This is a genomic window from Paraburkholderia sejongensis (genome assembly GCF_020880815.1).
In the GTDB taxonomy this organism is placed as follows: Bacteria; Pseudomonadota; Gammaproteobacteria; order Burkholderiales; family Burkholderiaceae; genus Paraburkholderia; species Paraburkholderia sejongensis.
In genome coordinates, this window is sequence record NZ_JAJITD010000025.1 from 70006 (window position 1) to 82149 (window position 12144).

12 protein-coding genes and 1 pseudogene are annotated in these 12144 nt (G+C 62.6%); 6 read left to right on the forward strand and 7 right to left on the reverse strand.

The features are described 5' to 3' along the window. Window positions 1-187: 187 nt before the first annotated feature. From LJ656_RS32135 to LJ656_RS32160, 6 genes are all read left to right on the forward strand, one after another. The gene (locus LJ656_RS32135; RefSeq protein WP_230513499.1) at window positions 188-1114 is read left to right on the forward strand and encodes a LysR family transcriptional regulator; all 927 of its coding nucleotides are present in this window, start codon (window positions 188-190) and stop codon (window positions 1112-1114) included. A gap of 122 nt (window positions 1115-1236) precedes the next feature. Continuing rightward, complete coding sequence (locus LJ656_RS32140; protein ID WP_230513488.1) at window positions 1237-2388, forward strand: SRPBCC family protein; 1152 nt, start codon at window positions 1237-1239, stop codon at window positions 2386-2388. A 44-nt stretch (window positions 2389-2432) separates the two neighbouring features. Beyond that, window positions 2433-3635, forward strand: a complete 1203-nt coding sequence (locus LJ656_RS32145; RefSeq protein ID WP_230513489.1) for an ABC transporter ATP-binding protein — start codon at window positions 2433-2435, stop codon at window positions 3633-3635. Between the two features lie 2 nt (window positions 3636-3637). Then, the gene (locus LJ656_RS32150; RefSeq protein WP_425606053.1) at window positions 3638-4693 is read left to right on the forward strand and encodes an ABC transporter substrate-binding protein; all 1056 of its coding nucleotides are present in this window, start codon (window positions 3638-3640) and stop codon (window positions 4691-4693) included. A 42-nt stretch (window positions 4694-4735) separates the two neighbouring features. Next, a complete protein-coding gene (locus tag LJ656_RS32155) occupies window positions 4736-5992 on the forward strand; it encodes an ABC transporter permease (RefSeq protein WP_230513490.1) in 1257 nt (418 codons plus the stop codon). A 24-nt stretch (window positions 5993-6016) separates the two neighbouring features. After that, entirely contained in the window at window positions 6017-6844 is an 828-nt protein-coding gene (locus LJ656_RS32160) for an ABC transporter permease (protein WP_230513491.1), read from the forward strand. 54 nt (window positions 6845-6898) lie between these two features. Here the strand turns inward: LJ656_RS32160 and LJ656_RS32165 are convergent, their stop codons facing one another. The 7 genes and pseudogenes from LJ656_RS32165 to LJ656_RS32195 form a co-directional block, all read right to left on the reverse strand. After that, window positions 6899-7618 (reverse strand): ribonuclease activity regulator RraA, encoded by a 720-nt coding sequence (locus LJ656_RS32165; protein ID WP_230513492.1) that lies wholly within the window; start codon window positions 7616-7618, stop codon window positions 6899-6901. A gap of 79 nt (window positions 7619-7697) precedes the next feature. After that, a complete protein-coding gene (locus LJ656_RS32170; protein WP_075304518.1) occupies window positions 7698-8096 on the reverse strand; it encodes a RidA family protein in 399 nt (132 codons plus the stop codon). Window positions 8097-8150: 54 nt separating this feature from the next. Further along, window positions 8151-8930, reverse strand: coding sequence for a benzoate diol dehydrogenase BenD (benD, locus tag LJ656_RS32175; protein WP_230513493.1), 780 nt, complete (start codon window positions 8928-8930; stop codon window positions 8151-8153). Further along, window positions 8927-9943 carry a benzoate 1,2-dioxygenase electron transfer component BenC gene (gene benC, locus LJ656_RS32180; protein WP_230513494.1) on the reverse strand — a complete coding sequence of 339 codons (1017 nt, stop codon included), beginning with the start codon at window positions 9941-9943 and terminating at the stop codon, window positions 8927-8929. Before benC ends, benD begins: the two co-directional genes overlap by 4 nt. 41 nt (window positions 9944-9984) lie before the next feature. Then, the gene (gene benB / locus LJ656_RS32185; RefSeq protein ID WP_230513495.1) at window positions 9985-10473 is read right to left on the reverse strand and encodes a benzoate 1,2-dioxygenase small subunit; all 489 of its coding nucleotides are present in this window, start codon (window positions 10471-10473) and stop codon (window positions 9985-9987) included. Next, a complete protein-coding gene (locus LJ656_RS32190) occupies window positions 10470-11828 on the reverse strand; it encodes an SRPBCC family protein (RefSeq protein ID WP_230513496.1) in 1359 nt (452 codons plus the stop codon). The genes benB and LJ656_RS32190 overlap by 4 nt, the downstream gene beginning before the upstream one ends. 111 nt (window positions 11829-11939) lie before the next feature. Next, a pseudogene (locus LJ656_RS32195) lies at window positions 11940-12144 on the reverse strand (catechol 1,2-dioxygenase); the annotation flags it as partial.

The following is a 12144-nucleotide window of genomic DNA, read 5'->3' on the forward strand; positions in this document are numbered from 1 at the left end:
CGTTGCTGACGCGATACGAGCGCGAAGCGCTCGGGCCGCATTGCGTCTGCCGGCGGATCGCTCTGGGACTGAATGTACGCCGCGTCTCTCGCAAACAAAAATACATTCAAAAAATGCTATGCATTGTTTTTTGCTATGCAGCGGTTTATTTTGCGACCACAATAAAGACGCTCATCGGGAGACCTGCATGGAAGGCCATTCGGTAAGGTATTCGTTGCGCCAGTTGCGGTATTTCGTCATCACGGCGGAAACCCTGTCATTCACCGCCGCCGCTAAACGTCTGCATATTTCACAGCCATCCATTTCGACCGCGCTCGCCGATCTCGAAGAATCGTTCGGAGTCCAGTTGTTCATCCGCCATCACGCGAGCGGCCTGTCGCTCACGCAACCGGGGCGCGACCTGCTCGGACAGGCGCGCAACCTTCTAAAAAATGCGGAAGAGTTGCAGTTGAGCGCGAAAGAGATGGACGCGGGCATGTCCGGCTCGATCTCTCTGGGCTGCATGGTCTCGCTCGCGCCGCCGCTGATGCCCGGCATCATCAGCCAGTTCGTGACGGAGCACGCCGCGATTACGTTCAGGACTACAGAAGCCCATCAGGACACGCTGCTCAGCGGGCTGCACGACGGCTCGCTCGACATCGCGCTCACTTACAGCCTGGACATCACGGAGGGCATCGCGTTTACCCCACTGCTGTCGCTGCCGCCCTATGTGATCCTGCCCGCTACGCACCGGCTTGCGCGCGCACGCAAGGTTTCGCTCGCCGATCTGCTGGAGGAGCCCTATGTGATGCTCGATCTCCCGCACAGCCGCGAGTATTTCTCGGCACTGTTCGACGCGGTCGGCACCCGGCCGAGCGCGGCTTTCCGTTCGTCACAACCCGAGGTGGTCCGCGGGATGGTGGCCAACGGACTGGGCTACAGTATTCTCAACTTCCCGCTTAAATCGACGCGGACCGTGGACGGCGCCGATTTCGTCATTAAGCATTTCAAGGACGACGTGAAGGCCACTTCGCTCGGCATCGCGCAGTCGAGCAGCATGAAGCCGCGGGAAATCGTCAAACGCTTCGCGGCATTCTGCGAAAGCTATATCCACACGCTGCACATCGCCCAGTAAAAGCTCCAATAGACGCTGCATAGCATTTGCTTATTCAATGCATCCAAAAACAGTATTTTGACTTGAAATTTGGATTGGTAGATTGGAACGCAACGCAACGTACGCGCTGTCACGGAGGCCACATGGTCGGTTCGATCACCCCGTCACCCGCAGGACTCGATCTCGTTCACGCGCTGCGCGCGAACTGCGAGCGCCCGTTCGAGGACGCACGCTCGATGCCGCCGGAGGTCTATACGTCGGAGGCTTTTCTTGCGCTCGAACGGCGTGACGTATTCCGTCGGGAATGGCTGTGCCTGGGCCGTGCGAGCGCGCTCGCGAAGCACGGCGACTATCTGACGGGGACCATCGACGATCAACCGGTCGTCGTACTCAGAGATGCAGGCGGCGAGCTGCGCGCATTCTCGAATGTCTGCCTGCACCGGATGTCGGTTCTGCTCGAAGGGCGCGGTAATGTCCGCCGGATCGTCTGCCCGTATCACGCGTGGAACTACACGCTCGACGGCTCGCTTGCGGGCGCGCCCCTAATGGATCGGCAAGCCGGCTTCTGCAAGGACCAGTACAAGCTGCCCGCGGTGCGCTGCGAGACGTGGCAGGGCTGGGTCTATGTCACGCTCAACGACAAGGCGCCGCCGGTACACGCGCATCTGGCGGATCTGACGCAGTTGATCGAACCGTACGGGATGACCGATTACGTCGAAACGTTTTATGAAGAACACGTGTGGGATACGAACTGGAAGATCCTCGCGGAAAACTTCATGGAGAGCTATCACCTGCCGATGTTGCACCGCGCCACGGTGGGTCCGCATTCGAAGCTCGAGGAGATGGAATGTCCGCCGGGTTTGCCCGCTTTCAACTATCACTGGATTACCAAGGAAGCGTCGTTGCCGATCGGTAACGCACATCCGGACAATACCCGGCTGAAAGATCATTGGAGACGCACCACCGCACTGCTCGCGATTTACCCGAATCATCTGATTACACTGACGCCCGGTTACTTCTGGTATCTGATCCTGCAGCCGCGCGGCGTCGATCGCGTGCATATCCGGTTCGGCGGCGGGCTCGCGCCGGAGTTCATCGACGACCCTAAAGCCGGCGAATACATGGCCACGCTCAAAGCGCTGCTCGACGACGTGAACGCCGAAGACCGGCGCGGAGTCGAGGCAGTGTTTCGCGGCGTCCATGCGCCGCTCGCGAAACCGGGTCATCTGAGCCACCTGGAGCGGCCGAACTACGACTTTGCGCGCTACCTTGCGCAACGCGTGGCGTCGGATTGACGTCATCGCCGCGCCTGCACTGCCAACCCACTGACGAGTTGCCCATGTCAAGCCAACCGTTTATTTCCTTCGCCGGCGTCAGCAAGTCGTACGACGGCGTGCATAGCGTGGTCGAGGGGCTCGATCTCGATGTCGCGCGCGGCGAATTCGTGTCGTTGCTCGGGCCATCCGGATCGGGCAAAACCACTACGCTGATGATGCTCGCTGGTTTCGAATCGCCCACTCGCGGCGAAATCCGTCTGGCGGGCAAGCGTCTGGACGACAAGCCGCCGCACCGGCGCGACATCGGCATGGTGTTTCAGAACTACGCGCTGTTTCCGCACATGACGATCGCCGAGAACGTGGCGTTTCCACTGTCGGTGCGCAACGTGAGTCGCAGCGAGCAGAAGACGAGAGTGAAGCGCGCGCTGGAGATGGTGGAGTTGCCGCATCTGGCCGCACGGCGCCCCGCCCAGCTCTCCGGCGGCCAGCAACAACGCGTCGCGCTGGCTCGCGCGCTCGTGTTCGAGCCGAGCGTGGTGTTGATGGACGAGCCGCTCGGCGCGCTCGACAAACGGCTGCGCGAAAGCATGCAGTACGAAATCATGCGGCTGCATCGCGAACTGGCACTGACGATCGTGTATGTGACGCACGATCAGAACGAAGCGTTGACGATGTCGGACCGGGTTGCGGTGTTTTCGGACGGCCGGATCCAGCAGGCCGCCACACCGACCGAACTTTACGAGAACGCGGCGAACGCATTCGTGGCCAATTTCGTCGGCGAGAACAATGGACTGACCGGCCGGGTGAATCCGTACGACGGCGAATGGGCGTCGATGCAACTGGCCGACGGCAGCGTCGTGTTCGGCCGTGCGGGTGCCGGACTCGCGCCCGGCGATAGCGCGATGCTGGCACTGCGTCCCGAGCGCGCGCGTATCGCCGCGACCCCGGAGGCACTCGAGGAAGCCGCACGACAGAGCATGAACGTCGTACAGGCACTGGTGGAAGAACTCGTTTATTGCGGCGACCACCATCGCGTTCATCTGAAACTCGGCCACGGCGAGACGATCGTCGTCAAGGTGCCGAACACGCAGCACCGTGATCTACCCACGCTTGGCCGGCCGGCCGCGGTAACCTGGCACAGAGACGACTGCAAGGTTCTGCCCGCGGCCGCTGCCGCGCTGCCCGCCACCACGGCGTCCGGCGACACCCGCTCCGATATCTCGCCTTCCTCGTCCGCCTCGCCACTTATCGCAGGAGTCAATTAAAAATGAAGACCAATACTTCTCTGTTCCGCACCACCCTCGCGGCTTGCGCTTTCAGCATGCTGGCCGGCGGTACCGCGCACGCCGCGGATACGATTTCGGTGGTCACCTTCGGGGGCGCCTATGAGGCCGCGGCCAAAAAGGCGTGGTTCGAGCCTTTCACCGCGAAGACCGGCAATCAGTTCTCGACCGAGTCGTACGATGGTGGCCTTGCCAAGCTGCAGGCGATGCAGCAGGCGAAAAATCCCACCTGGGATCTGATCGACCTCGAGACCAACGACGCGATCACCGCATGCGACGAGGGCCTTATTGCCAAATTCGACAAGAAGCTCCTGGGCAACACCGCCGATTTTTTGCCGGGCTCGATCAGTGACTGCGCGGTCGCGGCAATGGTGTGGTCCACGGTCTATGCGTACGACACCAGCAAACTGAAGACTGCGCCGACCACCATCAACGACTTCTTCGACCTGAAGAAATACCCCGGCAAACGCGGAATGCGCAAATCGCCGAAGGTCGCGATGGAATGGGCGCTGATCGCCGATGGCGTCGCGCCGGCGGACGTCTATAAGGTTCTCGGCACACCGGCGGGCGTCGATCGCGCATTCAAGAAGCTCGACACGATCAAGCCGAGCATCGTCTGGTGGGAAGCCGGCGCGCAGGCGCCCCAGTTGCTGGCCGACGGCGCGGTCGTGATGACCCAGGCTTACAACGGGCGTATCGACGACGCGGTCCATAAAGACAAAAAGCCTTTCAAGGTCGTTTGGGATGCCCAGGTATATGACTACGAGTGGTGGGCGGTGGTCAACAACGCCAAGCATGCGGACGCCGCGCAAAAGTTCATCGTCTCCGCGTCGACGCCGCAAGCGTATGCGGACCTGTCGAAGTACATCGCGTACGCGCCGCCGCGCAAGGATGCGATCCCGCTGATCGACAAGGCACGCCTGAACGATCTGCCCACGGCGCCCGAGAACTTCAAGCGCCCGGTGCAGATCAACGCGACGTTCTGGGCCGACAACGCCGACGCAATCAACAAGCGATTCCAGAACTGGCTGACGCAGTAAGGCCACGCCGCCATAACGAACGTCATCGGAGCGATCCATACGATGAACACGCCGCTGCCATCCACCGCTGGCTTTGGCCGCAGCCCACGCAGCGCGGACCGCGATGCGTTTCGCGCCGCGCGCCGCAAAGCCGCGGCACGCGCGCTGCTGCTGGCTTTGCCGTTGCTCGTATTTCTTCTGGTGACGTTCGTCGCGCCGATCGCCAGTCTGCTCGGCCGCAGCGTGCAGAATCACGAGGTACGCGCGGGCATGCCGCAGCTCAGCGCGGCGCTGGCCACGTGGAACGGCGCCGGCGTGCCCGACGAAGCCGTATTTGCCGCGCTCGCGCACGACCTGAAGGAAGCGGGCGAGAACAGTCAGCTCGGCAATATCGCGCGGCGCATGAATTTCTATCAGCCGGAATTCCGCAGCCTCTTTTTCAAAACGGCCCGCGTCGCGCGCTCGCAAACCCCGGCGCAATGGAAACCCGCTCTGATCGACCTCGATGCGCGCTGGAACGAGTCGGAAACCTGGCGGCTGCTCAAACGCGCGTCCGTCTCGCCGACCCCGGACTATTTGCTGAACGCCGTCGACGCACGGGTCGGGCCCGACGGTTCCGTAGTTGCCGTGTCAGCCGATAGCGCGGTGTACCGTGCCGCATTCCAGCGCACCGTGCTGATCAGCGCGACGGTCACGGTGCTCTGTCTGCTGTTCGGCTACCCGGTCGCGTATCTGCTCGCGACACTGCCGGAACGGCAAAGCAACCGCCTCCTTCTGTTCGTGATCGTGCCGTTCTGGACTTCGCTGCTGGTGCGCACCACCGCGTGGTACGTGTTGCTGCAGCCCAGCGGCGTGATCAATAGCGCGCTGCTCAGTCTCGGTCTGATCACTCATCCGCTGCCGCTCATTTTCAATCGCACCGGCGTGTTGATCGGCATGACTCACGTGCTGCTGCCATACATGATCCTCGCAATCTATTCGGTCATGAAGAATGTCCCGCCGGTCTACATGCGGGCGGCGAAATCGCTCGGCGCGCATCCGGCGGTCGCATTCGTGCGCGTCTATATTCCGCAGACGCTGCCCGGTGTCGGCGCCGGATGCTTTCTCGTCTTCGTGCTCGCGCTCGGCTACTACATCACCCCCGCGCTGCTCGGCGGCGCCGGCGACGAAATGATCAGCCAACTGATTGCCTCGCAGACCAACGAGCGGCTCAACTGGGGCCTCGCCGGTGCGCTGTCGTGTTATCTGGTTCTGTTCACCGCGATCTTCTATTTCATTTTCAACCGGCTGGTCGGGATCGACCGGCTGCGCTTCGGCTAGCGAGTCATCACAAGGCAGACCGACATGAAAGACGGACGCACGCGAATACTTTCGGAACGCATCGCCGGCGCGGGTTTGAACGTGCATTGCGCGCTCGTGTTCTTTTTCCTCGTCGCGCCGATCCTTGCGATCGTGCCGCTGTCGTTCAACTCCGGTTCGTTCTTCTCGTATCCGATGCAAGGCTTTTCGCTGCGCTGGTACGAGCAGGCACTGAGTTCCCCGGACTGGCAACGCGCGTTCGTGAACAGCATCGGCATCGGTGCCGCGTCGACGCTGATCGCGACGGTCCTCGGCACGCTTGCCGCGCTAGGTCTGAGCCGCGGACAGTTCCCGTTGCGCTCGATCATCATGCCGATCATCGTGTCGCCGATGATCGTTCCGATCGTCGTCGTCGCGGCGGGCTTTTATCTGGTGTTTTCGCCGCTCGGACTGGTCAACTCCTATCTGGGCGTCGTGCTCGCGCACGCGGCGCTCGGCACGCCGTTCGTCGTGATCACGGTCACCGCGTCGTTATTGTCGTTCGATCAGAGCCTGCTGCGCGCCGCGGCGGGCCTGGGTGCGCCGCCGTGGGTCGCGTTCAGGCGCGTGACGCTGCCGCTGATCACACCCGCTGTCGCGACCGGCAGCGTGTTTGCGTTTGCGACGTCGTTCGACGAGGTGATCGTGATCCTGTTCATCGGCGGCCCGGATCAGCGCACCGTGCCCCGCCAGATGTGGAGCGGCATCCGCGAACAGATCGATCCGTCGATCCTTGCCGTCGCCACGTTGCTGATGCTGTTCGCGATCGCGTTGTTCGCGAGCATCAACTGGCTGCGCAAACGCGCGGCCGTGGCGAGCAGCACGTACGCCTGACGGGCCGACCTTTTAGACGACGGCGCGCACCGGTACGAACGCGTTTCCCACCGCTCAGCGCCCGTTGCGGCTGCGCCATGCGGCGAACCGGTCCAGCGTCTCCGGCCGGGTCGCCGGATAAAGCCCGACGATCGATTCGCCGGCCCGCACCTGCTCCATCACGAAGTCCTCGAACGCGGTCATCTCGACCGCTTCCGCCGCGATTTCCGCGACGAGATGCGCGGGAATCACGATCACCCCATCGTTGTCGCCGACGATCACGTCGCCGGGAAACACCGGCGCCTGCCCGCAGCCGATCGGCACGTCGATATCGAGCGCTTCGTGCAGCGTCAGATTGGTCGGCGCGGACGGCCGGTTATGAAAGGCGGGGATGTCGGTACTGGCGATCTCGTCGGCATCGCGAAAGCCGCCGTCGGTGACGACGCCGGCCACGCCGCGCTTCATCAACCGGGTCACGAGAATCGCGCCCGCCGATGCGGCACGCGGATCGTTGCGGCTGTCCATCACCAGCACCGCGCCGGGCGGACAGGTCTCCACGGCCTTGCGCTGCGGATGCTCCGGATTGCGAAACACTTCGAGACCGTTGCGGTCTTCGCGGGCGGGAATATAGCGAAGCGTGAATGCTTCGCCGACCATGCTTTTGCTCAGGCGTTTTAGCGGCGTGACGCCCTGAATCGCCTGAAGACGAAAACCGCGCTTGAAAAGCGCGGTGGCAAGCGTTGCGGTACTGATCTTTTCCAGTTGCGCGCGCAACCCGGCGGTCAGGACAGTCATGCGTCACCTCGGCAAAAGAAATAGCTGGAGGATTCGGTCAGTGACTGCCCTTGTGCGAAGCTGGCGCGCTCGGGAAGGACTATTTCGACAGCACGGCCACTGCCTTGATTTCGATAATGTACCCCGGCGAGCCGCACAGCATGTGCGCGCCGATCGCGGTCCATGCCGGCAGCGGATCGGAATCGAAGTAGCGGTCGCGGACCTGCATGAACAGCGGCAGATCGCGCAGGTCGGTATGGAAGGTGGTCAGATCGACGACGTCGCGCATCGACGCGCCGGCGGTTTCGAGAACCTGCTTCAGGTTTTCGAATGCCTGCACGATCTGCGCTTCGCGCGGTTCGATCAGTTGCATTGCGCTATTGCGGCCGATCTGCCCGGACACATAGATCGTATTGCCAACTTTCACCGCGGGGGAATAGCGGATCTTTTCATATACCGCTTCCATTCCCGGCGGGATCACTGCTTCCCGGTCACTCATGAAGTCTCCTTTGATATTCGTGTTGGTAGCCCCAGTTGGGGAAACGCTCGCGCCTCAGCCCGTATCGCCGCCGGCGACCGGCAACACCGAGCCGGTGATATAGCCCGCTTCGTCGGACGCGAGGAACAGGATCGGCGCGACCTGCTCGTCGATCGTGCCGTAGCGCTTCATGAACGTGGACTGCGTCACCTGCTCGACCGCTTCGCTCATCCAGCGCTGTTCCTGCTCGCTGTCGCCGGCCGCATTGCGCGGAATCCGGCGCGGCGGCGCACTGGTGCCGCCCGGCGCGGTCGCGACCACGCGGATGTTGTGCTCCGCGTACTCCATCGCGAGCGACTGGGTGATCGCGTTGACGCCGCCCTTGGCCGCCGAATAGGGGACGCGCCGGATGCCGCGCGTCGCATTCGACGACACGTTGACGATCGTGCCGCCGCCGCGCCTGAGCAGATGCGGCAGCACCGCGTGGCACGCATACAGCGTCGGCATCAGCGAGCGGCGAATCTCCGCGTCGATCTGCGCCGGTTCGAATTCGGCGAACGGCCGCATGCGGATCGCGCCGCCGACGCCGTTGATCAGAATGTCGATCCCGCCGAACCGCTCGGCCGCAAACGCGAGCGCCGCCTGCGCGCCCTCATACGTTTCCAGATCGGCGACGAAGCCGGCGGTTTCCGCACCGCCCGCCTCGGCCGCCACCTCGGCGACGAAATCCGCGCGATCGACGAACAGCACGCGGGCGCCCTCGGCCGCCGCGCGCAGCGCGACGCCGCGGCCGATACCCTGGGCCGCGCCCGTCACGACCATCACCTTGCCTGCGAATCGCTGGTTGTTCGTCATTTCGCCACCGCGTTCGGGGTGAACTTCTCGTAGTGGAAGCTGTTCGGCTTCACACCGTTATCGTCGAAGTACTGGCGCACCGCGTCGACCATCGGCGGCGGGCCGCACAGATATACGTCGACATCGCCGTCGTTCAGCGACTCGGCCGGCATGTGCTGGGTCACCCAGCCCTTGCGCGGATGGTTCGAGTCCGCGTCGGCGACCACCGTCGCGAAGCTGAAGTTCGGCAGCTTCGCCGCGTACGCCTCGATCGCTTCGACCAGCACGAGGTCGAGGTCGCGCGTGACGCCGTAGATCAGATGGACCTTCTGCTGCGCATTGGTGCGCGCGAGTACTTCCAGCATCGACAGGAACGGCGCGAGTCCGGTGCCGCCGGCGAGGAACAGCAGCGGCCGCTGCACGTCGCGCAGATAGAAGCTGCCGAGGGGGCCGGTCAGTTCCAGCTTCTCGCCGGCCTGCGCGGAGTCGAGCCACGTGCTCATCACGCCGCCGGGAATTTTTTTGATCAGGAAGCTGATCTTCTTCTCGGCGGGGGCCGACGAGAACGAGTACGAGCGGTGCTGACCGCTGCCCGGCACGTCGATGTTCACGTACTGGCCGGGCAGAAACACCGGCGCCGCCGCTTCCACGTCCAGTTCCAGCACGATCGCCGCGTCCTTGTGCTGCTCGACCCGGGTGACCGTCGCGGCGAACTTGCTCTGGCCGGTCTTGCATACCGCCGAGGACGCCGGCACCGCGATCACGCAATCGCTCTCGGGCACCATCTGGCACGTCAGCACGAGACCGCTGTCTTTTTCGTCCTCGCTCAATGCGTCTTCGATGTAATCGTCGCCGAGATCGTAGCTGCCGCTTTCGGCGCGGCACTTGCAGGTGCCGCACACGCCGTCCGAGCAATCCATCGGCAGATTGATCTTCGCGCGGAACGCCGCGTCGAGAACTTTCTCGCCGGCCTTACATTCGATAAAACGGGTCACGCCGTCTTCGAAATTCAATGCAATGTTGTAGCTGGACATGGAAGCTCCTCCGTCCTCAGGTATTACGTAATGCTCGGGTATCAGACGTGATAGACGTCGAGTACTTGCCGGATGTAGTCGTTTTTCAGCACGATCTTCTTCGACGAAATCAGCAGGTCAGCGCCGCTTTTACGCAGCGTGACGAACATCGTGCCGTAGATGTGATCCGTGATCTTGTAGCGATGGCTGAGCGTATGGAAGTTGTAGCGCACGTCCACTTCCTCGCCGCGCTCGGCCAGCACTTCGACGTTGGTCACGTTGTGACCGGTGCGCGGCTCGGGCGTCGACGCGCCGCTGCGCTCGGTCTTGATACGGAACACGCGGTCTTCCAGACCGCCGCGATCCGGGTAGTACATCAGCGAGATCTGGCTGTGCGGGTCTTCGGTCAGCTGGTCGTCGTCGTCCCACGCCGGCATCCAGTAGGTGACGTCTTCCGTGTAGCAGTTCAGCCACTCGTCCCACTGACGGTCGTCGAGCAGGCGCGCTTCGCGATACAGCACCGCGCAGATTTTCTGGTAATCGAAGCTCATGCTGCGGTCTCCTTCTGTTCGCTCTTGAGCGCGTCCTTCATCGTGTTCACCCAGTATTCGTGCTGGCACACGAACAGGCCCTCGTCTTCGCTGCGTTCGCCGGAGATCAGCGGCTTGAGGCCCATCTTCTTCGCGTTCTCGTCCGGACCGTGGACCCACAGCGGCGCGCCGCGCGACAGGTCGTTCCACATCGCCGTGATGCCCGCGTAACCGGACTGGCACGCGCGGAATTCTTCGAGGTCGTCGGCCGTGCCCATGCCGGACACGTTGAAGAAGTCCTCGTACTGGCGAATCCGCACCGCGCGGTCTTCGGCGCTTTCACCCTTCGGCGCGAAGCAGAAGATGCTGACTTCGGTCTTGTCGACGCTGAGCGGGCGCACCACGCGAATCTGCGTGCTGAACTGGTCCATCAGGAACACGTTCGGATACAGGCACAGATTGCGGGTCTGATTGACGATGAAGTCGGCCTGCACTTCGCCGACACGGCTCCGGATTTCCTCGCGTTGCTTGAAGACCGGACGCACTTCCGGATTCATCGTCTTGGTCCACAACAGGATATGGCCGTTGTCGAAGCCGTACACGCCGGCGACCGACTTGCTCCAGCTGTTCGCGTCCACCGCCTGGGTGCCGTCTTCCTTGCGGCGGCCCATCGTTGCCGCGTAATTCCAGTGCACGGTGCTGACGTGATAGCCGTCGCAGCCGTTTTCCATCTGCATCTTCCAGTTGCCGTCGTAGACATACGTGGAGTTGCCGCGCAGCACTTCCAGACCGTTCGGGCTCTGATCGACGATCTGGTCGATGATCACGCGCGACTCGCCCAGATACTCTTCGAGCGATTGCACGTCCGCATTCAGGCTGCCGAACAGGAAGCCGCGATAGTTCTCGAAACGCGGCACCTTGCGCAGGTCGTGCGAGCCGTTCTTGTTGAACTGCACCGGATATTCGGTGGTCTTCTCGTCCTTCACCTTCAGCAGCTTGCCGGTATTCGAGAAAGTCCAGCCGTGGAACGGGCAGGTAAAGCTGCCCTTGTTGCCGTGCTTGCGACGGCACAGCATCGCGCCCTTGTGAGCGCACGCGTTGATGACCGCATTCAGCTCGCCGGTCTTGTCGCGCGTGATGACGATCGGCTGACGGCCGATCCACGTGGTGTAGTAGTCGTTGTTGTTCGGAATCTGGCTCTCGTGCGCGAGATACACCCAGTTTTTCTCGAAGATGTGCTTCATCTCGAGTTCGAACAGGTCGGCGTTGGTGAACATATCGCGGCGGCAGCGATACACGCCGGCTTCCTTGTCGTCCTGCACCGCGGTCGCGAGCAGTTGTTCGAGATCGCTGGCTTTATCGATAATGGCAGACATTTTTGCACTCCTAGGCAGGCTCCGAAGCGGGTTCGAAGTCCCTTGCGCTGGTATCGGACTATTAAGTACTGTTGGACAACGGCAGCGCTCCCGCGCCGCCGCCGCTCTGTGTCAAGCCTCGGCCGAAGCGCGCAGGCGGTGGACCAGCTGGTTGTCCTTGCCCTGCACCAGCGGCGTGATCGTGAAGTTGAACTCGATCTCCTTGTACGCGTCGGCCTTCAGACCCAGCGCCGCGCCACCGGTCTTTTCGGTCACCGGCGGGATCAGTTCTTCACGCGTTGCATACGCGAAGTCGTCCCAGATCAGCGGATCGCCT

What these genes read in the sequence shown, in the direction of transcription:
- LJ656_RS32135 (WP_230513499.1), top strand. Translation starts at nt 188, where the DNA reads ATGGAAGGCCATTCGGTAAGGTATTCGTTGCGCCAGTTGCGGTATTTC.
- LJ656_RS32140 (WP_230513488.1), top strand. Translation starts at nt 1,237, where the DNA reads ATGGTCGGTTCGATCACCCCGTCACCCGCAGGACTCGATCTCGTTCAC.
- LJ656_RS32145 (WP_230513489.1), top strand. Translation starts at nt 2,433, where the DNA reads ATGTCAAGCCAACCGTTTATTTCCTTCGCCGGCGTCAGCAAGTCGTAC.
- LJ656_RS32150 (WP_425606053.1), top strand. Translation starts at nt 3,638, where the DNA reads ATGAAGACCAATACTTCTCTGTTCCGCACCACCCTCGCGGCTTGCGCT.
- LJ656_RS32155 (WP_230513490.1), top strand. Translation starts at nt 4,736, where the DNA reads ATGAACACGCCGCTGCCATCCACCGCTGGCTTTGGCCGCAGCCCACGC.
- LJ656_RS32160 (WP_230513491.1), top strand. Translation starts at nt 6,017, where the DNA reads ATGAAAGACGGACGCACGCGAATACTTTCGGAACGCATCGCCGGCGCG.
- LJ656_RS32165 (WP_230513492.1), bottom strand. Translation starts at nt 7,618, where the DNA reads ATGACTGTCCTGACCGCCGGGTTGCGCGCGCAACTGGAAAAGATCAGT.
- LJ656_RS32170 (WP_075304518.1), bottom strand. Translation starts at nt 8,096, where the DNA reads ATGAGTGACCGGGAAGCAGTGATCCCGCCGGGAATGGAAGCGGTATAT.
- benD (WP_230513493.1), bottom strand. Translation starts at nt 8,930, where the DNA reads ATGACGAACAACCAGCGATTCGCAGGCAAGGTGATGGTCGTGACGGGC.
- benC (WP_230513494.1), bottom strand. Translation starts at nt 9,943, where the DNA reads ATGTCCAGCTACAACATTGCATTGAATTTCGAAGACGGCGTGACCCGT.
- benB (WP_230513495.1), bottom strand. Translation starts at nt 10,473, where the DNA reads ATGAGCTTCGATTACCAGAAAATCTGCGCGGTGCTGTATCGCGAAGCG.
- LJ656_RS32190 (WP_230513496.1), bottom strand. Translation starts at nt 11,828, where the DNA reads ATGTCTGCCATTATCGATAAAGCCAGCGATCTCGAACAACTGCTCGCG.